The sequence below is a fragment of the Desulfovibrio sp. genome, from assembly GCF_014803725.1.
GTDB lineage: Bacteria > Desulfobacterota > Desulfovibrionia > Desulfovibrionales > Desulfovibrionaceae > Desulfovibrio.
Map to the genome: position 1 here is coordinate 1 of NZ_JAAVBE010000002.1, position 24,570 is coordinate 24,570.

Here is a 24,570-nt window from a genome sequence, read left to right on the forward strand (position 1 = left end):
AAGCGTTCTGCGCGGCCGGAGGCTGCGGAGTCGCGGGCTGCGGGGCCGGTGCGGGAGCCTGGGGCGCAGCCGTAGGAGGCGCGGGCGCGGGCTGTGCCGGGGCGGCGGGGGCTGCGGCCGGGGCCTGCGAAACGCCTTGCGGCGCCGGTGCCTGGGCCGGCGCTCCGCCTTGGGGCACGTCGGCGGTGGTGGTGGACAGGCCGCTGTCTTCGGGCCAGTCTTCCGGGCCGCCGGCATTGACCTTGCCCCGCAGGGACTGGCGCGAATCCATGATGCCGCGCCCGCCAAGATCCTGCCCGGCGGCTCCCTGGGTCTGCGCTCCCCCACCTGCTTCTGAGGTGGCCGCCTGCGCGGAGGCGGCGCCCAGGGCTCGCGCCACCACGCCGGGCTTTTCCGGCGCGGGAGCCGCTTGGGGCCACGCCATTTCTCCGCCGCCGGCAACGCTGTTCAGCTGCGAATAGGGGATGGTCTGCCGGCCGTTGAGCTCGGCGGCGCACCACGCAGGAGCGCTCCCAAGGAGGCAGGCGAACGCCAGCAGACCGGGCAGCGCGGAGCGCATGAGGCGTATGAAGCGGAAAAAAGCAGCCATCGGCAATATCCTGCACAAAAATGTGCAAAAAAAATACCACGGCCCCGGCGCCTGAAGCGCCCGGGCTCTGGCGGGCTCAGGCCCCCCGCTTCTTGAGCTTTTCGATAAGGGTCGTGCGCTTGATGCCCAGGTATTCGGCGGCCTGGTTCTTGACGCCATCGGCCCGGTTCAGGGCCTCGTCGATGAGGCGCCCCTCCACCGTGTCCAGAAAATCCTTGAGGTTCATGCCCCGCGCCTCGAGCACCGACAGGGTGGGCCAGACGAATTCGCCCGTCACGGCCCCGGCCGGCGCGGCCGGGGCCTCCCCGGCGGGCGGCACGGCGCCCTGTGCGCCATCGGCGGGCACGGACGCGACGAGAGGCACCTGGAGCGGCGGCTCCGGCTCGGGGAGCGCCGCAAGATCGCCCACTTCGTCGAGGATCTTGGCGGGCAGGTCGGATGGCATCACCGTGTCGCCGTCCACGAGGATGCTCAGGCGCTCCATGAAGTTCTCGAGCTCGCGCACATTGCCCGGCCAGGAATAGGCGGCGAGGATGCGGCGCGTGTCCGGCGAGAGCGCAAGCGGGGGGCGCTCCTTCTTCTTGCAGTCCGCCTCCAGAAAATGCTCGGCCAGAAGCAGCACATCGCCGCCGCGCTCGCGCAGGGGCGGCAGGTGCAGGGGGATGACGTTGAGCCGGTAATACAGGTCCTCGCGGAAGCGCCCTTCCGCCACCTCGCGTTCGAGGTCGCGGTTGGTGGCCGCCACCACGCGCACGTCCACCTTCTTGCTGCCCGTGCCCCCCACGCGTTCGATTTCCTTTTCCTGGAGCACGCGCAGGATCTTGACCTGAAGGCTCAGGTCCATCTCGCCGATTTCATCGAGGAAGATGGTGCCCCCGTCAGCCAGCTCGAAGCGCCCCGGCCGCGAGCGGATGGCGTGGGTGAAGGCGCCCTTTTCGTGGCCGAAGAGCTCGCTTTCCAGCAATTCCTTGGGGATGGCGCCGCAGTTGATGGGCACGAAGGGCTTGTCCGCGCGCTTGCTGTTGGCGTGCAGGGCGCGCACGAGAAGTTCCTTGCCGGTGCCGGATTCTCCGGTTACAAGGACGGTGCTGTCCGTGGGGGCCACCTTGCCGAGAACCTTGAAAACCTCGGCGAGCGTGGTGCTCTGGCCGATGATGCCGCTGGTGTTCAGATCCATGGCGTTCCTGCTCGCGGCCCGGCGGGGGCTGGCCTTTCCGCGCGGGCGTTTGACTGCTCTTCAGGTGTCAATACACTGACATGGGCCGAATTACCAGCAAAAAGCCGCGCTTTTCCGCGTTTTCTCCCGGATACTTCCCGGCCAGCCGCGTGCGCCCCGCTCAGTCGAAGAGCCGGTCAAGAAAGGCCGCGGCCCGGGCCTCGCTGTAATAGACGCCGCCAGTCTGCGCGAAGCCCACATGGCCGCCGTGCGGCGCCACCTCGAGAAAGAGGGCCGGATTTTGCGCAGCCGCCTCGCGCGGATAGCACGAAGGCGTGCAGAAGGGGTCGTCGGCGGCGAGCAGCAGGTAGAGCGGCGTGCGGATGGCGGGCATGTCGGGGAGCACGCTGTTTTGCGCCCAGTAGTCCGCCGCCGAGGCGAAGCCGAAGACCGGGGCGGTGAAGCGCTCGTCGAACACGCCGAAAGTGCGGATAGCCTCCACGCCTTCCGCCGAAGGATAGCCGGGAAAGCGGGCGGCCTTTTCCCGCACCTTGCGGCGCAGGGTGCGCAGGAAATACGCCATGTAGAGGCGGCAGGAGGGGCCGTCCATCTTCTGGGCCGCCGTGGTGAGGTCGCACGGCACGGACACGGCCACGGCCGCACGCAGAAGCGGCGACACCGGCCCGCGCGCGAGATGGCGGCACACCTGGTTGCCCCCGAGGCTGAAGCCCGCGAGCGCCAGCGGCATATCCAGCGATTCGGCAAAGCGGATGACGGCCGCGAGGTCGCCGGTCTCGCCCATGTGGTAGAGCCTTGATGTGCGGTTGCTCTCGCCCGAGCAGGAGCGCATGTTCCAGGCGAGCGCGTCGAAACCGCGCAGGGCCAGCGCCCGCACCATGCCGAGGATATACTTGCGGCGGCTGTTGCCCTCGAGCCCGTGCGAGATGATGACGAGGGCCCGGGCGCGCCGGTTCTTGTGGCGGTGCAGGTCGAGGTCGAGAAAGTCCCCGTCGTCCGTGGCGATGCGGATGCGCTCGGGTTCGGCCATGCCGGGCGCGGGCCTGGGCCACGGGCGGCACAGCACGGGCCAGATGGTCGCCGCGTGCCCGTTGGCGAGCCACCACGGAGCCCGGTAGGAAGAAGGAAGGATCGGCATGCCCAAAAACTCCGGGAAGCAGCGCGGCCCAGGGCCGCGGGCCTCTTCTACGCCGCCGGCTTTGCGCGTGTCAAATGGCGGCGTTGCGCGCCCGCACCGCATCCCGGGGCCGGAAAAGGGCGGCTGGCGCGCGGGCGATTCCCCCGTCTTCGATGTGCTCGTGCTTGGCGCCGGCGCTGCCGGTCTCACCTGCGCGGCCGAGGCAGGCCGCCGCGGCCTCAGCGTCCTTCTGCTCGAACGCGGCCCGCGCCCGGGCCGCAAGCTGGCGGTCAGCGGCGGCGGCAAGGCCAATTTCAGCAACCGCTCCGTCACGCCGGGCGACTATCTCTGCCCGCGCGACCCCATGTTCTGCCGGCCAGCGCTGGAAGCCCTGCCTCCCGAGGCCGTAGTGCGGCGCATTCGCGCCCGGCACCTGCCAATGGAAGAGCGCGACCACGGGCGCCTCTTTCTCACCGTGCCGGCCCGGCGCCTCGCAGTCGCGCTGGAAGAGGACTGCGCCGCCGCATCGTGCCGCCTCGCCTGCGGAACGGACGTGCGCGCCGTACACCGCGAGGCGGACGGCTTTGCTGTGGAGGCCGTGGACAGCGCCACCGGGGGCAGCCACATCTGGCGCGGCCGCGCCCTCGTGCTCGCGCTCGGAAGCCCGGCATGGCCCCAGATCGGCGCAAGCCTTGCGGGCTGGCGCGTAGCCGCCTCGCTGGGGCACAGGGTCGCGCCCGCGCGGCCGGCGCTCGTGCCGTTGTGCCTGCCTGAGGATTCGGGCCTGCACGGGCTTTCCGGCATCAGTCTTCCCTGCCGCGTGACTCTGCCAGATACGGTTGCCGGCTGCGCGCGCACCTTTGAAGACGACCTGCTCTTCACCCATACCGGCCTGAGCGGCCCCCTGGCGCTCACGGCCTCCCTCTTCTGGCGCGAGGGTGAGCCGCTTGAGCTCGACCTGCTGCCCGGGCGGGACACCGAGGCCCTGCTGGACGCCAGCGGCAGCCGCACGGCCCGCGGCATCCTGCGCGAACTCCTCCCGCAGCGCCTGCTCGACGCCGTGCTGCCGGCCGGGCTTGCCCGGCGCAAGGCCGCGGAGCTTTCCCGGGCGGCGCGCCGCGAGATCGCCTCCGCCATCCACTCCCTGAACGTCACGCCCGCGGGCACCGAAGGCCTCGACAAGGCCGAAGCCTGCGCCGGCGGCGTGGATACCGCAGAGGTTGATCCCCGCACCATGGAGAGCCGGCTTGTGCCCGGGCTTTTCCTCATCGGCGAACTGCTGGACGTGACCGGGCGGCTCGGCGGCTACAATCTCCACTGGGCATGGGCCAGCGGCACGGCCGCGGGGCGCGCGGTGCTTGCAGGAGCGCAGCCCCTCACAGGCTGCAAAAGAGCGTCACCCAGAAGGGCACGCTGAAATCCAGCACCATGGCGGACACGATGGAGGGGAAGGTCCAAAGCGTCCCTGCGGCGCGGGTGATGCCCGGCAAGGTCGTGTCCATGGTGGAGGCACCCCCGCACATGATGGGCGCTACCGCCCCCATGAGCCGCACCAGCGCCGGCGTGAACACGAGGGTAAAGAGCTCGCGGAAGATATTGGCGAGCAGGGCCACCGTGCCCAGCTCCTCCCCGCGGTACTGGGTGATGAACACCGAAGAGAGCGAATAATAGGCGAAGCCCGCGCCCACGGCGAGGCAGTCGGAAAGGCTGTAAACGAGAAGGAGGCTCACCAGCGCGCAGCCCGCGAAGGTGCCCACCGTGGTGCCCAGCGGCAGCAGCAGCACGCGCGGCTTGAGGGAGCGCAGGATCTCCATGAGGCGCCGGTCGGCCCCGAGGGAGAGGCCCACCAAGGCCATGAGCAGCCAGAGGGCCGGCAGGGTGGGGTCATGCTCGAGCAGGAGCTCCGGCACGAAGCCGAAGCGCGCCAGCAAAAGCCCGAGGAGAAAACAGCCCAGGATGGGCAGGCTCGCGCTCATGCCCCGGGGCCATCCTTGCCGGGCGCATGGGCCTTGGGCGCCGGCGCGTCCCTGAACAGCGGGCGCAGCAGGGCCGCGCAGACGAGGGTGCCCCCGAGGGCGCCCAGAGCCAGGGTGAGGGCCGCGCCGCCGAGATGCGGCAGGTCGCGCACGAGCCGCTCATTGCCGCCCACGGCCACGCCGAGCAGGAAGAGCAGGAGCATGATGGCGAGGAAGATCCAGCGCCGCAACGCCTCCTCCCTCAGGCGCCCGCGCAGGAGGCGCCCGGCGAGCATGCCGCAGAGCATGATGCCCAGGGCCGTATACATTCCAGAGTCTCCGGGAGTTGATTTTTCCTTGCGTGCGGCGCCTCAGCCCACCCGCACCGCCGGGGCCAGCCCCTGACGCAGAAAGGCCAGGGTCGGGGCGTAGCGCGCCTCGTCCCCGGCGAGGACATCCACGTCCCACAGCACCAGCACGAGCTGGCCCAGCCAGCGCAACTGGGCGAGCGGCCGTGACCTGGCCGGCAGCCCCAGGGCGCGCACGGCGGCGCTGCCCATGACGATGACCGCGCGGCAGCCGAGATGCGCCGCGCCCGACCAGAAGGCGTCGGCATGCGCGGCGTAGGGGGCATCCCCGCCGCTTTGCGCGGCGGGCGCCGGAACTTGCGGGAGGCAGGCGGGCCAGAAGGTGTGCGTGCCCGCAGGATGGGCGAGGTCACGCAACAGGCGCGCCAGAAAGGCCCGGCGCGTTGCGCGGGCCCGCGCCTCCTCCCCGTCGGGCGCGCCTTTGCCCGCCGCCAGATCCTGCCCCAGTGCCCAGTAGGTCCATGCCACCCGTCCCGGCCGCGTGGCCGCAAGGCGGCTCCTCCAGGGCTCGGGCATGGCGGCGGCCACCAGGGGGCGCCAGCGGGCGCTCCTTTCTGCGGCGGGCGGAGCCTCCTGCCGTGGCCGCGAGGCTGCCCTGCTTTCCTGGCGGGGGCGCGGGCCGGCGGCAGCCTCCGGGGAGCGCGGCGCCGGCCGCTGCGGGGGGGGAGTGGACGCGGGCGGCGCGACCGTCAGCGAAAGCTCCGGCGCAAGGTCGGCCCCTGCGGCCAGCCAGCGCAGGCCCCGGCCCTGCCAGAGCGCGGCCGTGAAGTTCAGATCCGCAAAAGCCATGAGCAGAGATCCCAGGCGATGTCGGCCTTGTTGCGGGCGTTCCAGATCTCCTCCTGGCCGTTCCTGTCCGCCACGGCCATGGAGGCTTCGGCGGCGCCGAAGGCGCCAGCCCCGGCGTTGACGGGATTGGCGGCCACCACGTCCGCGCCCTTGCGCGTGAGCTTGAGTCGCGCGAGCGAAAGCAGGCTCTCCATATCCGGCACGATCTCGGCTGCGAAGCCGAGCACGCGCTGGCCGGGGCGGCGGCTGGCCGCCAGTGTCCGCAATATATCCGGGTTGGGCGAGAAGGCGATGCTCAAGCCGTCGGAGGCGCCGGTCTTCTTGAACTTGGCCTCGCCGCCGTCCGCCGGGCGCTCCGGCGAAAAATCGGCCACGGCCGCGCTGAAAAAGCCCATGTCCATCCCGGGCCAGGCATCGCTCGCCACGCGGAACATTTCCCGCGCGGTGGCGACATCCTGGCGGGTCACGCCTTCGGGCAGCACGCTGCGCACGCCCGGGCCGCACACGGCCGTCACCTCGGCCCCGCGCAGCCATGCGCAGGTGGCGAGCGCCGCGCCCATGCGGCCGCTGGAGGGGTTGGACCAGTAGCGCACGCCGTCCCAGGGCTCGCGGGTGGGGCCGAGCGTCACGAGCACGCGCAAGCCCTCCATGTCCTGCGGGGCGAGCGCGCGCAGGGCGGCGAAAAAGATGGCCGGAAGCTCCGCAAGGCGCCCTTTGCCCTCGTCGCCGCAGGCCGCGGCGCCGGTATCCGGCCCCACCACAACGACACCCCGGGCGCGCAGGCGCGCCACGTTCTCCTGCGTGGCCGCATGGGCCCACATGCGCGGGTTCATGGCCGGGGCCACGATGACCGGCCCGGCAAAGGCCAGCGCCTGCGCCGAGAGCATGTCGGACGCGGCGCCCGCGGCCAGCCGCGAAAGCACGTCGGCCGTGGCCGGGACGATGACCATGGCCTCGGCGTTCTGGCCCGGCTCAAGGTGCGCGAACACGTCCTGGCCTTCCGCAAACATGTCCCCGTAGACCGGCGCCGCGCCGAGCGACGCGAAGAGCAGGGGCGTCACGAACTCGCGCGCGCCCGCCGTGAGCGTGGCCGAGACCTGCATGTCGAGCCGGTGCCAGGCGCGCAAAAGTTCCGCCGCCTTGTAGCAGGCCACCGAACCGCTGACGCCGAGGTGCAGCTGGCGCCCGGAGAACTTGCCGCTTTCCGTGAACGGGGTGTCGTCCCACAGCGCGTTCACAGGGCACGCTCCTGGACGCCCCACTGCTCCACGGTGCCCGGGGCCGGGGCGCTTGCGCCCGAGCTCTCGGCATCGTCCAGCGGGCCGTATTCCTCGCCGGCGAGTTCCACGCCGCTCTCGCCCGCATCTTCCGTCTGCACGGGCATCTCGAGCGCCGCGCCATCCGGCAGCCGCTGGCCGACCCAGATCTCGAGGATGGTGAGCACGGCCTGGCTGCGGAAGGTGAGCACCGCCATCTCCGCGCCCTTTTCATACACCTGGAGCATGTGGTCCTCCTTGTGCAGGGCGAGGCGCAACTGCCAGCCGTGGCTTTTGAGCGCCGAGAAAAGCTCCATGGCCGTGGCGCCGGCGTTCACGTGCCCGCGCAGGATCTCCAGCCCCTCGCGGGCGCCGCTCGCGTTGGTCACGGTGTACCCGTGCGAGGAATAGCGCTGGAGCCCGGCCGGGAGCGGCACATTGAGCAGGGAGCTCGTGGAGGTGTCCACCCCGCCGGTCAGGGGATCGTTGGCAAAGGGATTTTCTATCCCCATGGAGGCGCAGCCCGAAAGCAGGCCGAGCGCGCCCAGGGAGAGGGCAAGAATGCTGATGACAAGCTGCCGGCGCATGGCTATACTCATTTTTTTGTTTTGTGCGGCGTGGGAGCGGCCCTTGGGGCGCATGCCGCCGCTTCACGCGGACAGGAAAGGAGCCCCCGATGGCTGCCAGCGCGGGCGCGGCGCGCCCGGACATATCAGAAAATCCTAGCCTCTCCGCGAAGGACTGGCAAGCCTCACCCGCGGGCGCTCCCGAGCCCGCGGACTTCCTGCTCGAAAGCTACCGCTTTCCCCTGCCCGAGGCCCAGATCGCCCAATACCCCCCCGAGGTGCGCGGCGCCTCGCGCCTCATGGTGCTCGGGCGCGCTGGCGGCGCGCCGCAGCACGCCATGTTCGGCGAACTCGCAAGCTGGCTCCCCGAGGGCGCGCTCCTCGTGGCCAACAATTCGCGCGTCCTGCCGGCGCGGCTTGCCGGCCTGCGCGAGGCCACCGGGGGCCGGGTGGAATTTCTCCTGCTCACGCCGCTGCCCCTCCTGCTGGCGCAGCCGGACGCCGGAGAAGACGCGGCCGATGGCCCAAGGAGCGCCGTGGCCGAGGGCCTCGTGCGCTCGGGCGGCAGGCTGCGCGAGGGCGAGCGCCTCGCCCTTGCCGGCGGCATCACCGCGACACTCCTGGAAAAAGGCCCCTTCGGACGGCATCAGGTGCGCCTCGAATGGCGGGGCGACCTCGCCGCCGCCTTCATCCGCGCGGGCGAGATGCCGCTCCCGCCCTATATCCGCCGCCCGGCAGGCCCCGAAGACGCCGAGCGCTACCAGACCGTCTATGCCCGGCCCGACAAGACCGGCTCCGCCGCGGCGCCCACGGCCGGGCTGCACTTCACGCCCGGGCTGCGCGCGGAGCTTGGGGCGCGGGGCTTTCTCTGGCGCGAGGTCACGCTCTATGTGGGCTACGGCACCTTCAGCCCGGTGCGCTGCCAGGACATCCGCGAGCATCAGATCCACTCAGAATACATGGAGATCCCGGAAGAAACGGCCCGCGCCGTGCGCGAGGCCCGGGCCGAAGGGCGCCCCATCGTCGCCGTGGGCACCACCAGCGCGCGCGCCCTGGAGGGCTGCGCCGCACAGTCGGGCGAAGTGCGCCCCTTTGCGGGCTGGACGGATATTTTTCTCTATCCCGGGCGCCCCTTCCGCGTCATCGACGGCCTCGTGACCAATTTTCATCTGCCGGAGTCGTCCCTGCTCATGCTCGTTTCCGCCTTTGCGGGGCGCAAGTGCGTGCTCGCCGCCTATGCCGAGGCCGTGGCCCGTGGCTACCGCTTCTTTTCCTATGGCGACGCCATGCTCATCCGCTGAACCTCACTCCCCAGGAGGCCAAATGTCCCACTCCACCGTTGTCATCAAGTACGGCGGCCACGCCATGGACAAGCCCGAGCTCTCCCGCGCCTTCGCGGACGATCTGGCCCTGCTGGCCGGGCAGGGCATGCGCTTTGTCATCGTCCACGGCGGCGGGCCGCAGATAAGCGCCCTGCTCAAGCGGCTCGCCATCGAAAGCCGCTTCGTGGACGGCCTGCGCGTGACGGACGCGGCCACCATGGAAGCCGTGGAAATGGTGCTCTGCGGGCAGGTGAACAAGGCCGTCGTCAGCGAGCTCGCGGCCCGCGGCGTCAGGGCGGCGGGCATCTCCGGGCGCGACGGGGGCCTTTTGCTGGCGCGGCCGAAAAATCCGGCCCTCGGCCTGGTGGGCGAGATAATGAAGGCCGACCCGGCGCTCCCCCGCTGCCTGCTCGAGGGAGGCTTCGTGCCCGTGGTGGCGCCCGTGGCCTCCGGCCCCGGCGGCGAAGCCCTGAACATCAATGCGGACACGGCCGCGGGGGCGCTCGCAGGGGCGCTCGGCGCCGAGTATTTCGTGCTCATTTCCGACGTGCCCGGCGTGCTGGACGGGCACGGCGCCCTGCTGCCCACGCTCGACGCGGCCCGCATCGCGGCCCTGCGCGAGGCCGGCGTCATCAGCGGCGGCATGATCCCCAAGACGGAAGCCTGCCTCGGGGCGCTCGCGGCCGGCTGCGGCCGCGCCCTCATCCTCGACGGCCGCGCGCCCTCGAGCCTTCGGCGCTTCCTCCTCGAAGGCGCGCCCCTCGGGACGGTGGTGACGACCTAGGGCGCCCGGGCGGGTCAGCGCGTTTCCGGGAGGACGTGGCGCACCCACCAGTCCTTGTCCACGCGGCCATACCACCAGCGGTTGGGGTCGGTGCGAAGGATTGCCTCGGCGAGCTCGCGGCCTTGGGGGGTGCGCAGGCGCTTGAGGGCGCTGTCCAGCCATTCGCGGGCGAATTCGTTGCCGCGCGAGAGCTCGGTCTGGAGATTGCAGATGAGGTCGAGCTGGTCGGCGTCATGGGCGAGGCGCGCGGCATCGGTCTGCGCGTCTTCCAGTTCGTCCCAGGCGCCCAGGATGTCATCGGCGAGGCCCGTGCCCGCGGTGCCGTCCTCAAGCGCCGCCCGCGCCCGGCAGGTGTCGTAGCGGTGGTTCACATAGTTGAAGTCCCCGGTGCGCGCCTCGTGCAGGTCATGGAAGAGGCAGAGCATGACCACGCGCGAGGGGTCGAGCCCGGCCATGCGCGCGAGCATGTAGCCGAGCACCGTGGTCCTGTAGGAGTGCTCGGCCACGCTTTCCTTCCCGCTGCCGAGAAAGGCGTAGCCGCTGCGCGGCGTGTGACGGAGCATGCCCGCCTCGTTTGCGAAGTCGGCCAGGCGTTCCAGCGTTTCCGGCGTGAGGGTGAGCGGTGCCTCGCGGCCGCTTTCCTTGGGTGAGGCCATTGTTCCTCCTGTGCCTTGCATGATGCCGTCCCCTTGCTCTAAACGGAAAGCGGCGTCGTGGCAACTTGCCGTGGCGCGGGCGTTCGGGCATTGCGCCCCGGGGCGCCATGCGTTATATTGATGNGGTGTGCGGANGGGNNCCGGNNNTGCCTGGNTCGCCCGCAAGGAGGCGCAAGAGAGTGCGGCGTTTTTATCAGGAAAGCTGGCAGGGGATACCGTTCACGGCATTCTCGCATATTTCGTTCTTCCGCCTGGCGGACCCCAAGTTCTACGCCACCTTTTATGAAGAACTCTTCCGCCGCTACCAGGGCTGGAACGANCTGCCCNCCCGCTGGCGCGCCAACAAGGCCAAGGACGCCCGCTGGCTCGCCGACCGCATCCGCGAGGTGGTCGCCGGCCAGTGCGAGGACGGCCTGCGCGACAACGACGGGCCCGCGCGCGTGCTCTCCATCGGGAGCGGCGTGGGCTATATGGAAAAGCTCCTCCTCGAGGAGCTCCCNGGGGTGGAGCTCCACGTCAACGAGCCGAGCACCGTGGGCATGCGCTGGCTNCGGCGCCTCATCCCGGCCGAGCGCATNTANATNGGGCTCCCNCCGGCCTGCCTGCCCCCGGACGTGCAGTACGATGTCATCTANCTNTCGGCCGTGGATTACGGNATCCCCACGCGCGAGCTCGTNCATGTGCTCGGGGAGCTGCGCAGCCAGCTCGCGCCCGGCGGCGAGCTCATCTGCCTTTCCGCGTCGCTTTTGGAGGAGGATTCGTTCATCGGCAGCTTTGTNAACGCCATCAAGATCCTCATCCGGGCCGTCCTGCACCTGCTCGGCATCCGNCGGCAGCAGTTCTGGGGNTGGCGGCGCACGCGCGCCGANTACCGCCGGCTCTTCGCCCAGGCCGGTTTCNGCGGCATCGACGACGGCNTCCTCGANGACGGCTTTGANACNTACTGGATCCTCGGGCGACCNTNACCAGGCAGCANGCGGCGGNACAGGCGCCGCAGACCAGTTCAGCGATGGAACTTGACGCTCCGGCGTCGACAGACGCCGCACAGGAGGCCGCNGCCTCCGCNCCCTNCCCCGCCGGNCAANNCCACGCCCCGGCGGNCACGTCCNTGCACCTCGGGCTTGACATCGGTTCCACCACGGTCAAGGCCGTGCTGCTGGACGCGGACGACCNCGTCATCTTCAGCAAGTACCGCCGCCATTTTTCGGATGTGCGCGGCTGCACGGCGGAGCTTCTGCGCGAGATGGCGCCNNTTGGCGCGGGCCGGCCCTGCCGCGCGGCCATTTCCGGCTCNGGCGGNATCTCGCTCGCCGGNGANCTNGGNCTCCCNTTCATCCAGGAAGTGCTNGCCTCNAGCCTCGCCATCGGCCGCAAGATCCCGGATGCGGACGCGGTCATCGAGCTNGGCGGCGAGGACGCCAAGCTCATCTTCCTCACCGGCGGCGCCGAGCAGCGCATGAACGAGACCTGCGCNGGNGGCACCGGGGCCTTCATCGACCAGATGGCGGCCTTCATCGGCACGGACGCCGGCGGCCTCGACCNGCTNGCACTCAGGCACAAGACCATTTATCCCATCGCCTCNCGCTGCGGNGTGTTCGCCAAAAGCGACATCCTGCCCCTGCTCAANGANGGNTGCGCCCGCGAGGACATCGCGGCCTCCATCATGCAGGCCGTGGTGGGCCAGACCATCGGNGGNCTCGCGCGCGGGCGCCCCATCAGGGGCAAGGTGGTCTTTCTCGGCGGGCCGCTCTTCTTCCTCGCCTCNCTGNGNGAGCGCTTCACNGCGCAGCTCGCGGAGATGACNGAGGCCGTCTTTCCCGAAGACGGCCACTTCTTCGTGGCCCTNGGNGCGGCCTGGCACGNNNGCCACATGGCGCCGCCGAGCTTTTCNTTCGCGCAGGCGCTGGANNTNCTGGAACACGGCACCCCGCCNGACGCCTGCGGGCGCCTGCCCGCGCTCTTNNCNNNCGAGGAGGAGCGGCGCNCCTTCGCNNCCCGCCATGCCGGNCGCNNCGTGGCCGAGCTGCCCCTCGAGGAGGCCGAGGGCGACGCNTGGCTCGGCTTTGACTGCGGCTCNACCACCATCAAGGCGGCGCTCATCGACGCCGAGGGGCGNCTGCTCTATTCCTTCTACGAGGCCAACAAGGGCGACCCGCTCACGGCGGCGCTCGGCGTGCTNGCCGAGATCTACCGGCGCAAGAGGNCCGGCCTCNTNATCCGCGCNGCCGCGGCCACGGGCTANGGCAGCGCCCTGCTCAGCGCGGCCCTGCGCCTCGACATCGACGAGGTGGAGACCGTGGCCCATTTCACGGCCGCGTCCTTTTTCGAGCCCAAGGTCTCCTTCATCCTCGACATCGGCGGCCAGGACATCAAGTGCATGCGCGTGCGNGACGGCGCCATCGACCGCATCAGCCTCAACGAGGCCTGNTCCGCNGGCTGCGGCTCCTTNATCGAGAATTTCGCCGANTCGCTCGCCATGCCGCTCGCCGACTTCGTNNCCGCNGCNCTNGCCGCGCCCTCCCCGGTGGACCTNGGCACGCGCTGCACGGTNTTCATGAATTCCAAGGTCAAGCAGGCGCAGAANGAAGGCGTNTCCGTGGGGGACATCGCGGCCGGCCTNTCCTGGGCCGTGGTGCGNAACGCCATCTTCAAGGTGATGAAGATCAGCCACACGGCCGAGCTTGGCGACTGCGTGGTGGCCCAGGGCGGCGCCTTCCGCAACGACGCNCTNNTGCGCGCGCTCGAGCTGGAGCTGGGCGTNNNNGTGACNNGGCCCGGCATCGCNGGCATCATGGGCGCCTTNGGCGCGGCGCTCATCGCNANNAANCGCGGNCCGGCNAANNGCGAGGNNACNGCGCTCATCGGGCCCGANGCCGTGGCNGCCTTCAGCGCGCGCACGGCNACCACGCGCTGCCGGCGCTGCTCCAACGCNTGCCTGCTCACGGTGACGAGCTTCGGCGACGGCCGGCGCTTCATCTCCGGCAACCGNTGNGANCGCGGCGCCGAGCACGAGCCCCAGCGCCGCCCCAATCTCTACGCCTACAAGCAGGAGCGCCTGTTCGGGCCCTATGTCCCGCTTGCGCCCGAGGACGCCCCCCGGGGCCGCATCGGCATCCCGCGCGCCCTGAACATTTTTGAGAACTATCCCCTCTGGTTCACCCTCTTCACGCGCCTCGGCTATCGTGTGGAGCTTTCGGCGCCGTCCTCCAAGGAGATCTTCTACCGCGGGCACGACACCATCCCCTCGCAGACCGTGTGCTACCCGGCCAAGCTCTCGCACGGCCATGTGCGCGACCTCGTTGACAGGGGCGTCAGGACTGTCTTCTTCCCCTGCGTGCAGCGGGAGCAAAAGGGCGCGGGCTATGGCGGCGCGGGCTACAACTGCCCGGTGGTCATCGGCTATCCCGAGCTTCTGGCGCGCAACATGGGCATCCTGGAGGAGAAGGGCGTGACCCTCATCCACGCCTTTCTGCCGCTGGAGCGCGAACTTTTGGGGCGCCGCCTGCGTGAGATCCCCTTCTTTGCCGGCATCCCCCAGGCGGAGATGGAAGCCGCCGTGGCCGCGGCCTTTGACGAGATGGACGCCTACCGCCGCGACATCCGCGCCGCCGGCGAAGCGGCCCTCAAGGAGCTGGCCGAAAGCGGCGAAATGGGCCTTATCCTCGCCGGGCACCCCTACCACACCGACCCGGAGATCCACCATGGCGTCGCCGAGCTCGTGACCTCCTGCGGGCTCGCCGTGCTCACCGAGGATTCCGTGGCCCACCTCATGCCCGACCCGGGGCCCCTGCGCGTGGTGGACCAATGGGCCTACCACTCCAGGCTCTACCGCGCGGGCGCCCTGGCCGCCGCGGCCGAGAACCTGGCGGTGTTGCAGCTGCTCTCCTTCGGCTGCGGGCTCGACGCCGTGACCTCCGACCAGCTGGAGGAGATCGTCCGCCGCGGCGGCCGCCTCTATGCGCAGATCAAGGTGGACGAGGGCGCCAACCTGGGGCCGGCGCGCATCCGCATCCGCTCCCTGCTCGCGGCCATGCGCGACCAGCGCGAACGGCGCGAGGCCGCGGCGCCGGCGCGGGAAGTCCCCTCCGCGGGCGCGGGCCGTCCCGCATGCCGGCCCACCTGCCGCCCCATCTGCCGTAAGGCCGGGTCGGCCGCTGCGGAACATGCCGACGCCCCGGTCTTCACCCACGATATGCGCCACACGCACACCCTGCTCGTGCCGCAGATGTCGCCCATGCACTTCCAGTTCGCGCCCGAGATCTTCGCCGCCGAGGGCTATGACTCGGTGCTTTTGCCGACCGTGAGCCGCAAGGCCATCGAGCTGGGCCTCAGGCATGTGAACAACGACGCCTGCTACCCGGCCATCGTGGTCATTGGCCAGCTTCTGGAGGCTGTGCTCAGCGGTGAGTACGACACCAACAAGATCGCGCTCGTCATCTCGCAGACGGGCGGAGGCTGCCGGGCCACCAACTATGTGGGCTTTTTGCGCAAGGCCCTGCACGATGCCGGCCTTGCGCACATCCCCATCGCCTCATTTTCCACCAGCATCAGCTCGCCGGGCATCAAGCTCACGCCGCGCATCTTCAAGCGCCTGATCATGACCGGCCATTACGGCGATGCGCTCATGCGCATGGTGCACCGCCTGCGTCCCTACGAGCGCGAGCCCGGCATGGTGGAGGCGCTGGCGGCGGAATGGGCGGAAAAGGCCCGCCGGAACATCGCCTCGGCCGGCGTCCTGCGCTTCCAGCGCAACATGCTCGCCATGATCCGCGAATTTGACCGCCTGCCCCTCGTGACGGAGGAGCGCCGGCCGCGCGTGGGCCTTGTGGGCGAGATCCTGCTCAAGTACCACCCGGACGCCAACAACAACGCCGCGCGCATTATCGAGGAGGAGGGCGGCGAGGCCGTGGTGACCGACCTCATCGACTTCTTGCTCTACAATTTTTACGACCACGTGTTCAATTACCGGCACCTCGCGGGTTCGCGGCGCGACGCGCGCGTGGCCATGGCCGGCATCGCCTTCCTGGAGTTCACGCGGCTCTCCATGCGCTACGGCTTCCGCCACAGCCGCCGCTTCAGCGCGCCCGCGCGCTTCCACGAGCTGCGCCGCCGCACGCGCAACCTCATCTCCCTCGGGCACCAGACCGGCGAGGGCTGGCTTTTGGGCGCGGAGATGGTGCGCATGCTCGAAAGCGGCGTGAGCGGCATCCTCTGCATGCAGCCCTTCGGGTGCCTGCCGAACCACATCGTGGGCAAGGGCCTCATCCGCGAGCTCAAGCGCCGCTACCCCAAGGCCACCATCACCGCGCTGGACTATGACCCCGGCGCGAGCGAGGTCAACCAGATCAACCGCATCAAGCTCATGATGCGCGCGGGCCTTGCGGAGGCGGCGGGGCCGGGCCGCTCCGCGTGAGGCGCCCGGGACGGGGACTCGCCTTGATTCTGGAACGTGCTTGCCAGCAGGAACTTTTTATGCCATAAAGCTCCTGTACCTGCGGCAGCCTGCCGCGCNACCAAGTGGNAAACTCGGCCGGAATGGGTTCCGGCTGNCCGACGNCAGGGCAATCCCGTCCCGTCGAGTGAGAGANTANCTGTCCAAGGAGGACACGCATGGCTGAGATCACCTTTAAAGGCAAAAGCTTTGAAGTTGACGAAGACGGCTTCCTGCTCCGCTTCGATGACTGGTGCCCCGAATGGCTCGAATACGTGAAGGAGTCCGAGGGCATCAGCGATATCACCCCCGATCATCAGAAGATCCTCGATTTCCTCCAGGACTACTACCGCAAGAACGGGATCGCGCCCATGGTGCGCATCCTTTCCAAGAACACCGGCTACAAGCTGAAGGAAGTGTACGAACTCTTCCCCTCCGGCCCCGGCAAGGGCGCCTGCAAGATGGCCGGCCTGCCCAAGCCCACCGGCTGCGTGTAGTCAACACTTTTCCCTTAAAAGGAGGACACGCGCATGGCTGAGATCACCTTCAAGGGCAAGACGTTTGAAGTGGATGAAGACGGCTTCCTGCTGCACTTCGATGACTGGTGCCCGGAATGGCTGGAGTATGTGAAAGAATCCGAGGGCATTCCGGAAATCACGCCTGATCACCAGAAGCTGCTCGACTTCCTCCAGGACTACTACCGCAAGAACGGCATTGCGCCCATGGTGCGCATCCTTTCCAAGAACACGGGGTACAAGCTCAAGGAAATCTACGAGCTCTTCCCCTCCGGCCCCGGCAAGGGCGCCTGCAAGATGGCCGGCCTGCCCAAGCCCACGGGCTGTGTGTAGTCCCCGCCGCTGTTTCTCCCACTGAATGCAGAAAGCCCCCGGTCATGCCGGGGGCTTTCTGTTTCTTGCGGGTGCGGGCGGCTCCAGTGCGGCCGCCCGGCCCCGCTCGTGAAGCCGGCCCCTTGAGGGAGGCAGCCGGCGCTAAAACTTGGGAAAGATCTTCGGGTCCTTGGCCTTGAGCTGCTTCATCACTTCCTTGCCGGCCTCGATGTCGCCAAAGATGGTCACGGCTGCCGCTTCCTTGCCGTTGGCGCCGATCCAGGCGCGGCCCGTGGCCTTGCCGCGGGAAAAGCCGAATTCCTGCAGGCCGTCCTTTTCCACCGGCTCCTCCACAGTGGCCTTGTCCTTCTGCATGTTGGTGCGCATGTTCTTGGCGATGTCGGCCGCGCTCAGGTTGGCCTTCATCACATTGATGGCGATGGCGCCCTTGTTGCCCGGCGCCCCGAGGAGCACCGTCACGGCGCCGTTCTGCGACTGCACGGGCTTGAGCAGCCGCCAGCCGTCCGCGAGGTCAAGGGTGAAATAGGCCGTCTTGATGACCTTGGGCTGCTGCTGTTGCGTGCCAGTGCTCTGGGCCTGCTCCTGATGGTTCTGGAGATGGCGCGGCGCGCGCACCTTGGCCCCAGCCGCATCAGAAAGCGCAAGCGCCGCCATCAACATCCCCGCCACACACAACACCTTGATGCCATTTTTCATCATCGCTCTCCGCTGCTCATGCACATCATGACAAATTCACGTTTGCTCCGGCCCGGAACACCCGGGCGCAAGCCCGGAAGACCGCCTTACGGCAAAACACAGCATAGCGCGCATCGGCGTGACGCGCCAGTGCTCCTTGCGAGGGATTTTTGCAGTGAGCTTGACTCGGCGATCGTGGAAAAACTGGGGGCACCGGCATGAAATCCTTGACTTTCAAGGATGGCATCATCCGCATTGACGGCGTGGAATTGCGGGGCATCTTGGACGGCCTGCGCGTGGCCTGTGCCGTCCGCTTCAATGGCCAGAAGGTAGCAACGCCAGCGGCAAAAAGAAAACCCCGCAGGGCTGAGAGGCTGCGGACATCAGCATTTTCATTGTCCCGACCACGGATGACACCGGCACCTGTTATGACAAGCTCGACATTTTGAACGCTATTTCAAAAAGGCGGATGACAAGGCGAAACCGCAGATTTTCACCATTGTCAACCGGCACCGTCTGACAATGGCGTTCTCGAAGCTGGACAGCGCCGAAGGATATGAAAACGGACGAAATCAAAGTGCCTCTGTTCTTTGTGGAGCATACCCCGCCCATCCTGAAGCAGGAGCGGGCCGCTGCCAAGACGCCCACAGCCGCCGACCAAGGACCAGTGCAGTGACGCCAACAAAGACAATGATCCGACCAACGCCACTTCTACACTGTAGGTCGTTATCGGGGCAAACTTGATTAGAGAGGTACAGATTTTTACCACATGGGTGCAGCACGGTATTGCACAACGTTCCATACCTGGAATGGGAAGAGCCGCACAATCACCAAATATGAGGAATATGTTAATTGAAAATGCCATATCTTCCGCAGAAATAGACTTAACTACGTTTGTATTTTTCCTCTCTTAAAAACATAAAATATATTACTATACATAAGATAAGCAGAAAATTACGGAAATAATACAAATTTCTGCATGCGTGCTGTGTCGCGGCATGACGAAATTTCCAGATATACTCGCATGTACATGATGATTTGACTAACGAGACACATCGATATAAAATTTTTAAAAAATAATTTTAAGGAGAGCCTCATGATCCCCAGAGAAACCATAGAGGCAGTAGATGTTTTCATAACCAAATGCAAGGCAGCGGCGAATGATGTCGCCTTGCGCCAGTATTTCGCGGAGACACCGCCATTCTCGCTACCAGTTTGCCATCTTGATCCACTTACTCCCGCGTACAAGGATTTCATCGCTCATGTCTACGAAGAGCTTGCAGATTCACAATATTCGACAACAAATGAATATATACGCGTCACTCCCTCGAATGAGAGAATGGCAAAGTCTATAGATTTCAAATATAAACGACCATTTCCCTTCTCTACTTCAACGCCTGCGACAACCTCTAACCATCTGAGAAGTATTTCTGATATCATAAGTCATTTACCCTATAATCCTGGGGCAAGGATCTTGGAACTCGGGCCCGGTGACGGTTTTTTGGGCGAATGCCTTTTACGTATGGGATATGATGTCTCTTTTCTTGAATTAAATCCTGCGGCTCACCGTACTCTTGAGCTCAGGTGCAAAAATTTTGGCCGTGGCAAAGCAATTTGTGATGAATTTAATACTGTTGACGCGCATTTTTCAGAAAAATTTGATGTAATTATTTTTTATGAATCCTTCCATCATAGTTTTGAATTTCCAGAATTAATAAGTAAAGTTAAGAGATTGTTAACAAAAAATGGCATATTGATCTTGGCAGGAGAACCAATCATCAAGAACTGGCACCAGCCATGGGGTATCCGGAATGACAGCGAGACATTATGGGCCGTCCGCAAGCATGGCTGGATGGAATTAGGATTTGACGAAGATTTCCTCCTTGAACTTTTTTATGATAAAGGCTTTTTCGCAAGAGTGGCTCCAAGTAATCTTGCTCCCATTTATATCTTTTCCCATCGTGAAAATGGTTTGCCTCCTGATGCTCAACTACCCTCAAAAATGCAACCAACACCAAATACAGAACCGACTGAGACGCCATCTCCTCGGATCCCTTCTTGGAGAAAAATTCTGGGATCATTGAAACGACATGCAGTATCATTTCTGCACCGTCCATAACATTTATCTCCAATATTCACGTAATTTGGCTTGGCGACACAAGTCAACTCTATCATTAATGAGCTTGGAGCATCAAAATTCCATTATATCTGTTCAAAAACATCAAAATATAAAAATATATATTTTATCAGCTGCATGTGCAATCTACAACCAGAAATTTCTCTTTCTGAAAGGCTATGTTATAGGACATAGTTGATGCGGTGGCTAAACCGATACCACGCAGGGCTACAAGCTACTCCCCTCCATTCAACCTCTCAATTTCCTCCTCGACTAACGCCAGCATTTCGCTAGGTTTCAAGCCAACGGCTTCGCTCAAATAAAACAGGGCGTTGACCGTAGGGCGCTTATCGCCCTTCTCAAGCTGGATCAAATACACGCGCTCAAGCTTGGCCATTTGAGCCAGCTTGAGCTTGCTCAAACTTAGCTCTTCCCGCTTGGCCTTTAGAACATTTGCAAACGCCCGCTTGAGCAAGGGATAATCTTCCATTTCCATAGAATACGCCAAAAGACTTGACCTACACCTGTAACCATAGTAAACACGGATGAAGCAATCATTACCCCGGGAGGAACCAACCATGCTTAAACGTGTAGCCGTGTTTGTGGCTCTGACTCTGTTTATTTCAATGGCAAGCCTGACTGACGCACACGCTGAAGCCAGAGGCCCGAAGATTTTTGGCTTGCAAGTTGGTATGCCGTGGGAAGATGCCGTTCAAATTGTTAAGCAGTATGCAAATAAAAATGGACTAGATATTGAAGTTGTAAATAATAATTTATCTATAGCGGTTGGCAAATTGGAAAACAAAATTATAGAAAACAAAGTTGTTGATAAGTATATTGATAGTTATATCATTATATCAAAAACAAACCTATCCGGTGAGCTTTTTGATTTTTTGGCGCAGATAGTATTATATCCAAAAGCATTTAATATAAAACAAATGGATAAAGAAAAACTTGAGATTATATGTGATAGATATGGTATTGAAATTGATAAAATGAAAAATACCCGGATGGGTAGCATGGAATATTCTAATGCGAGAGAAGGGTACAAAGTTGGTATTGGCTTCGTTGGGCAGATTTTTTTAGAGGCAACCGAGAAAGCGTCCGATATGATATTAGAATAACACTAGGACTGCTATATGGCATACGAACACGAAATATGCGCGAAGAAAATTCTCATAAACTTAAAACATCACGAGGAAGAACGAGGCAAACCAATTCGCCGTGCGTTGCTTACAAAAGAAGATATTAAGCAATGCGCCAACCGTGAGCAGCTAAAAGAAGGGTACGTCAACGACTTAATTGCCGCTATGTACGACCTTGGCTGGCTGCTAGTCGCTGATTACGAGGGGAAGAGGTACTACCTAATAGACAAAAAGGCTTTCAATCCTGACCGTCATCACTTCCTCATCGACAGCATTGACGACCTCACAAGCGACAGAAAGACGGACAGAGCCTACGCCAATCTTTTTGGCGAGTGAGCCAAGCCACCTCCTCTTCTCCTCAAAGCCAGCTAGTCATACGGATTGACTAGCTGGCTTTAATGACATATCAGATACTAAAAAGGAGAGACGAATGTTAAAATATCATATGGCATATACTATATATGCAACAGGGGAAAACTATACAGATAAGACATTGGAGGAAATCAATATACTCCGTACAAGTTTTCGTAACGAGCTTATAAAAAATGGCGCTAGATATACTGTTGATACGACTTTTTATATTACAAGCGAGCTTAATATTGCAAATATGATTAATTTTATACTAAATATTTTCAATCAATTACGACCGGCATGGTTAGTTCCTTATTGTAATATTGACTTTGACATATTTGAAGGTGATATGAAGAGTAGATCAATAATTAAATTAAAGGAGTGATGCTTTTCAAATGAGTAGGTTTAGAATATTCTTTATAAATTTGTGAGAGTTTATTCTTGAACTCCTCTTGTTTTTCGATTGTATATATGTCATTCATTGAAATTATACATAAAGGACCATCAACATTAAACCATCCGCCACCATCATCGCGATGAAGTACTACAACATCTGATTTAACAAATATTGGTGATTGAATTTTTATGCTCATAATTTTCATTACTCCTATTCATGCCAATGTTACACCGGCATGAGTGGCTTATTAGTGATAGCTTGCCAAGTACCATACCAGTCCTCTTTGATTGCTGTTTTTACTACTTGTCGTAAATTCAGCTTTCGTTCTCCCATGCTGTTAAGCCAAGCTAAATAGTTATCCAAGTATTTCGTAGCGACTCCTTTGAATTTTTTAATGAACGCTTTCAAGCGTGAGTGATACGCATTAATCGTATTTATATGGTACACTCCCTTGACTGTTTCATGCTCTTGAATGACAACGTGTTCAAGATGTTTCTCTCGTGCAAACTTTTTATAAGCTGCATCGTTATCTGTACACAGCACCGAGTCCCTGTCTATCCTTGCACCAATAGCTCTGCTTATTTCCTTCGCAGTTGACCTCCCTCTTGCACTTATCTTGCCATATACTTTCCCATTCCTATCAATGGCAGTAGAGACGGCTATCTGTTCTTCGGATATTCCCGGCTTACTCGCTGATGTTCCTCGTTTATACGGTTCTCTATTAGGTGGTTGGCTCCCCTTATAATTATCTCTGAAAAACGTATCGTCTGCTTCAACTACTTCGCGTAGCTTAATGCGTTTCAACTTCATACGGAGTATATCTAAAATTTTATGTCTCCACATAAATGCTGTCACAACGGATATGCCACAATACTTAGCTGCTTTCCTTATCGTCATGCCATCAATCATACAATCAATGTAAGACAACCAGACAGATAAATCCTTCTTGCTGTTTGACAGAAAAGTGTACGAAAGAGGCGTGAACGTACTCTTGCACTTCTTGCAATGGTAACGTTGGACGCCATCTTTCGTTTTGCCATATTTCACCAGATGCTTGATACCGCCACAGTCAGGGCAAGCAACTCCTTGATTCTCCTTAATCTGAACTAAATCAGTCAGACTGATTGAAGGGTTAGCTCTAAGCCATTTCTGGAGCCTCTCCTGCTCCTCTGGTGAGAGGGAAGGAAGAAGCGTGGTGATCTGCCTGTACGCTTCGCTGCTCATATCGGGCCAATCCTTTGAAAATCAGCGTTACAAGCCGCTTTTTAGCTTGACAAGTGAATAATACCAAAATCTTAGCTTTTCGTCAACTAGGTGCTATAACATAGCCTTCTGAAAACTGCCTGAGAGATTTTAAAAATCTTTTGCAACCTTTCTGGCATCAAAACCACCTGCATAGCGGGTGATTTGTCTTAGCTGTAATGTCTTAATAGATTGTTCACCTTCCTTCAATCCGGTAAAGCTGGAAATGGCTAACAACAGCAATTTGGCAGGGAGGAAGAGTAACAGCCACAAGAATGCCAAACTCATGGCACGAGGCCGGGGAGAAATAGTGTGCCGACTGGGGACAAAATCCGTTGCCGCTGTGGCGGTTGATTATGGCCTGAGTGTACGCACCGTCAGAAAATGGAAGTATCGTTATGCCGTTGGAGGTCCGAGGCGCTTTCCGACGCATATTCACACCCAAAACGATGCCAATGCAGTCTGACAAAAACGGCAATGGCCCAAAACCACGAATAGAGGAAAGGGCGCATGACGGTTGACGAGATTGCACTTCTTCCCACCCTATGTCGCAGCACAGTGTTTCGCGCGTTACGCAAACTGGGCTTTTCCCGGCTGTCACCCTTTGAGCTAAAACCGAAAGTTCAATATTATGAATGGGCCAGTCCCGGGGATATGCTCCATCTGGATATAAACTGTCTCGGCAAGATTGATGGGATTGGTCATCGAAAGGACGGAACCCGTCAGGTAAAACGGCGGAAGCCGGGTTGGGAATACCTCCACGTCTGTGAAGATAACGCACCACAGGTGGCATATACAGCCATCCATGCGGATGAAACTGAGAAGCCTGCTATAGAATTCCTTTGGTTCGCAGTGACGTGGTATAAGCAACACGGGATCAAGGTGAAGCGTGTTCTCACCGATAACCGAGCCTGCTATAAATCGCGGAAGTTTCGTCAGACTCGCGGGATCCAACATAAAAGGATAAAGTCGTATCATCCACAAACCAATGGAAAGTCAGAACGATTTATCCGAACAGCATTGAAAGAGTGAGCATATGCGTCTACAGATACCTAGTCATGGAAACGGACTCAAGATTTGCCTCTGTGGACGTATCGGTACAATTTCCAGCGTACAGATATGAATCTTGGCAGGAACCCTCCGGCTTTTCGGCTACAGAAAGCAGGAACAACGTGTTGACACTTTACGCCTAGCCCGCATCAAGCAAGGGATTGTCAAACATCGGTCAAGGGCGGAACAGGCCACCCCTATTCTCATATTTCTTAACTCCCTATTCTCAGTCTCTCTCGCTCCTTCGAGTGGCTTCGAGCCTTAATAGGAAAGGGGCCGCAGCTTTTCTCCTGCGACCCCTGAAGCATTCTGGTTCCCCGAGACAAAGCCGAAATCTACAAATAACTATGCAGTTTTTTAGGATATTTTAAAACAGCATTTACAAAATACCGTTTAAAATACCGACCAAATTTTCTCCTTGAGTACGAAAAATAACCCGTCATTTCATAGTCAGGTAATAGCGCCACGTCAAGCCATAGTGACACCTCCCCCAAAAACAGGACCATTGAAAAGTTAGTGTTCCTGACATAGGAGCACTTCCATGAAACGGAGTCGATTCAACGAAGAGTAGATCATCGGGATATTGCGCCAGGCCGAGGCCGGTATACGCGTGGTGGACTTATGCCGTAAGCACGGTATTTCGGATGCCACCTTCTACAAGTGGCGGGCAAAGTATGGCGGCATGGATGTTTCCGATGCCATGCGCCTGCGCCGGCTTGAGGAGGAGAACGCCCGGCTC

26 protein-coding genes and 1 pseudogene are annotated in these 24,570 nt (G+C 62.2%); 13 read left to right on the forward strand and 14 right to left on the reverse strand.

What is annotated here, in order from left to right; all coding sequences use genetic code 11:
* The 3 genes and pseudogenes from HDR50_RS00190 to HDR50_RS00200 form a co-directional block, all read right to left on the reverse strand.
* A pseudogene (locus HDR50_RS00190) lies at positions 1-589 on the reverse strand (hypothetical protein); the annotation flags it as partial.
* Between the two features lie 76 nt (positions 590-665).
* Entirely contained in the window at positions 666-1,766 is a 1,101-nt protein-coding gene (locus HDR50_RS00195) for a sigma-54 dependent transcriptional regulator (RefSeq protein WP_291354900.1), read from the reverse strand.
* 160 nt (positions 1,767-1,926) lie between these two features.
* Positions 1,927-2,901, reverse strand: coding sequence for an alpha/beta fold hydrolase (locus HDR50_RS00200; RefSeq protein WP_291354902.1), 975 nt, complete (start codon positions 2,899-2,901; stop codon positions 1,927-1,929).
* Here HDR50_RS00200 and HDR50_RS00205 point away from each other — a divergent pair.
* Positions 2,900-4,297, forward strand: coding sequence for an aminoacetone oxidase family FAD-binding enzyme (locus HDR50_RS00205; protein WP_291354904.1), 1,398 nt, complete (start codon positions 2,900-2,902; stop codon positions 4,295-4,297). The genes HDR50_RS00200 and HDR50_RS00205 overlap by 2 nt on opposite strands.
* On the opposite strand, the gene HDR50_RS00210 is transcribed toward HDR50_RS00205, so the two are convergent.
* From HDR50_RS00210 to HDR50_RS00230, 5 genes are read right to left on the reverse strand one after another with little or no spacing between them, the layout of a single operon-like run.
* Complete coding sequence (locus HDR50_RS00210) at positions 4,257-4,856, reverse strand: lysine exporter LysO family protein (RefSeq protein WP_291354906.1); 600 nt, start codon at positions 4,854-4,856, stop codon at positions 4,257-4,259. The two genes, HDR50_RS00205 and HDR50_RS00210, sit on opposite strands and share 41 nt — an antisense overlap.
* Positions 4,853-5,164: a LysO family transporter gene (locus tag HDR50_RS00215; RefSeq protein WP_291354909.1), complete on the reverse strand. Its 312-nt coding sequence runs from the start codon at positions 5,162-5,164 to the stop codon at positions 4,853-4,855. The genes HDR50_RS00210 and HDR50_RS00215 overlap by 4 nt, the downstream gene beginning before the upstream one ends.
* 42 nt (positions 5,165-5,206) lie before the next feature.
* Positions 5,207-5,992, reverse strand: coding sequence for a hypothetical protein (locus HDR50_RS00220; protein ID WP_291354911.1), 786 nt, complete (start codon positions 5,990-5,992; stop codon positions 5,207-5,209).
* Positions 5,974-7,230, reverse strand: coding sequence for a bifunctional phosphopantothenoylcysteine decarboxylase/phosphopantothenate--cysteine ligase CoaBC (coaBC, locus tag HDR50_RS00225; RefSeq protein ID WP_291354913.1), 1,257 nt, complete (start codon positions 7,228-7,230; stop codon positions 5,974-5,976). The genes HDR50_RS00220 and coaBC overlap by 19 nt, the downstream gene beginning before the upstream one ends.
* Complete coding sequence (locus tag HDR50_RS00230; RefSeq protein ID WP_291354915.1) at positions 7,227-7,835, reverse strand: hypothetical protein; 609 nt, start codon at positions 7,833-7,835, stop codon at positions 7,227-7,229. Before HDR50_RS00230 ends, coaBC begins: the two co-directional genes overlap by 4 nt.
* A gap of 89 nt (positions 7,836-7,924) precedes the next feature.
* Between HDR50_RS00230 and queA the strand changes: the two genes are divergently transcribed.
* On the forward strand, positions 7,925-9,115 hold the full coding sequence (gene queA / locus HDR50_RS00235) for a tRNA preQ1(34) S-adenosylmethionine ribosyltransferase-isomerase QueA (RefSeq protein ID WP_291354917.1): 1,191 nt from the start codon (positions 7,925-7,927) through the stop codon (positions 9,113-9,115).
* A gap of 22 nt (positions 9,116-9,137) precedes the next feature.
* On the forward strand, positions 9,138-9,920 hold the full coding sequence (gene argB / locus HDR50_RS00240) for an acetylglutamate kinase (RefSeq protein WP_291354918.1): 783 nt from the start codon (positions 9,138-9,140) through the stop codon (positions 9,918-9,920).
* 14 nt (positions 9,921-9,934) lie between these two features.
* On the opposite strand, the gene HDR50_RS00245 is transcribed toward argB, so the two are convergent.
* Entirely contained in the window at positions 9,935-10,576 is a 642-nt protein-coding gene (locus HDR50_RS00245) for an HD domain-containing protein (protein ID WP_291354920.1), read from the reverse strand.
* Between the two features lie 1,009 nt (positions 10,577-11,585).
* Here HDR50_RS00245 and HDR50_RS00255 point away from each other — a divergent pair.
* The 3 genes from HDR50_RS00255 to HDR50_RS00265 all read left to right on the forward strand — a co-directional run bounded on the left by HDR50_RS00255 (position 11,586) and on the right by HDR50_RS00265 (position 16,855).
* Entirely contained in the window at positions 11,586-15,989 is a 4,404-nt protein-coding gene (locus tag HDR50_RS00255) for an acyl-CoA dehydratase activase-related protein (protein ID WP_291354922.1), read from the forward strand.
* A 197-nt stretch (positions 15,990-16,186) separates the two neighbouring features.
* Positions 16,187-16,504, forward strand: a complete 318-nt coding sequence (locus HDR50_RS00260; protein ID WP_165076107.1) for a TusE/DsrC/DsvC family sulfur relay protein — start codon at positions 16,187-16,189, stop codon at positions 16,502-16,504.
* A gap of 33 nt (positions 16,505-16,537) precedes the next feature.
* Entirely contained in the window at positions 16,538-16,855 is a 318-nt protein-coding gene (locus HDR50_RS00265; protein WP_165076103.1) for a TusE/DsrC/DsvC family sulfur relay protein, read from the forward strand.
* Between the two features lie 141 nt (positions 16,856-16,996).
* On the opposite strand, the gene HDR50_RS00270 is transcribed toward HDR50_RS00265, so the two are convergent.
* Positions 16,997-17,524: a hypothetical protein gene (locus tag HDR50_RS00270; RefSeq protein WP_291354927.1), complete on the reverse strand. Its 528-nt coding sequence runs from the start codon at positions 17,522-17,524 to the stop codon at positions 16,997-16,999.
* Positions 17,525-18,626: 1,102 nt separating this feature from the next.
* On the opposite strand from HDR50_RS00270, the gene HDR50_RS00275 reads away from it, so the two are divergent.
* Positions 18,627-19,649, forward strand: coding sequence for a class I SAM-dependent methyltransferase (locus HDR50_RS00275; RefSeq protein WP_291354929.1), 1,023 nt, complete (start codon positions 18,627-18,629; stop codon positions 19,647-19,649).
* A gap of 232 nt (positions 19,650-19,881) precedes the next feature.
* On the opposite strand, the gene HDR50_RS00280 is transcribed toward HDR50_RS00275, so the two are convergent.
* Positions 19,882-20,142 carry a helix-turn-helix domain-containing protein gene (locus HDR50_RS00280; protein WP_291354931.1) on the reverse strand — a complete coding sequence of 87 codons (261 nt, stop codon included), beginning with the start codon at positions 20,140-20,142 and terminating at the stop codon, positions 19,882-19,884.
* 82 nt (positions 20,143-20,224) lie between these two features.
* Between HDR50_RS00280 and HDR50_RS00285 the strand changes: the two genes are divergently transcribed.
* From HDR50_RS00285 to HDR50_RS00295, 3 genes are all read left to right on the forward strand, one after another.
* Complete coding sequence (locus HDR50_RS00285) at positions 20,225-20,770, forward strand: hypothetical protein (RefSeq protein ID WP_291354933.1); 546 nt, start codon at positions 20,225-20,227, stop codon at positions 20,768-20,770.
* A gap of 15 nt (positions 20,771-20,785) precedes the next feature.
* Positions 20,786-21,127: a hypothetical protein gene (locus HDR50_RS00290; RefSeq protein WP_291354935.1), complete on the forward strand. Its 342-nt coding sequence runs from the start codon at positions 20,786-20,788 to the stop codon at positions 21,125-21,127.
* Positions 21,128-21,221: 94 nt separating this feature from the next.
* Positions 21,222-21,527 carry a hypothetical protein gene (locus HDR50_RS00295; RefSeq protein WP_291354937.1) on the forward strand — a complete coding sequence of 102 codons (306 nt, stop codon included), beginning with the start codon at positions 21,222-21,224 and terminating at the stop codon, positions 21,525-21,527.
* Here HDR50_RS00295 and HDR50_RS00300 read toward each other — a convergent pair.
* From HDR50_RS00300 to HDR50_RS00310, 3 genes are all read right to left on the reverse strand, one after another.
* Positions 21,511-21,735, reverse strand: a complete 225-nt coding sequence (locus HDR50_RS00300; protein ID WP_291354939.1) for a hypothetical protein — start codon at positions 21,733-21,735, stop codon at positions 21,511-21,513. The genes HDR50_RS00295 and HDR50_RS00300 overlap by 17 nt on opposite strands.
* 29 nt (positions 21,736-21,764) lie before the next feature.
* Positions 21,765-22,763, reverse strand: a complete 999-nt coding sequence (locus HDR50_RS00305; protein ID WP_291354941.1) for an IS1595 family transposase — start codon at positions 22,761-22,763, stop codon at positions 21,765-21,767.
* Positions 22,764-22,892: 129 nt separating this feature from the next.
* Complete coding sequence (locus HDR50_RS00310; RefSeq protein ID WP_291354943.1) at positions 22,893-23,069, reverse strand: hypothetical protein; 177 nt, start codon at positions 23,067-23,069, stop codon at positions 22,893-22,895.
* Between HDR50_RS00310 and HDR50_RS12370 the strand changes: the two genes are divergently transcribed.
* The 3 genes from HDR50_RS12370 to HDR50_RS00320 all read left to right on the forward strand — a co-directional run.
* Positions 23,068-23,247: a hypothetical protein gene (locus HDR50_RS12370; protein WP_365816272.1), complete on the forward strand. Its 180-nt coding sequence runs from the start codon at positions 23,068-23,070 to the stop codon at positions 23,245-23,247. The two genes, HDR50_RS00310 and HDR50_RS12370, sit on opposite strands and share 2 nt — an antisense overlap.
* Before the next feature lie 44 nt (positions 23,248-23,291).
* Positions 23,292-23,813, forward strand: a complete 522-nt coding sequence (locus HDR50_RS00315) for a DDE-type integrase/transposase/recombinase (RefSeq protein WP_291354945.1) — start codon at positions 23,292-23,294, stop codon at positions 23,811-23,813.
* Between the two features lie 589 nt (positions 23,814-24,402).
* On the forward strand, positions 24,403-24,570 hold a 168-nt coding region (locus tag HDR50_RS00320; protein WP_291354947.1), incomplete at its 3' end, for a transposase.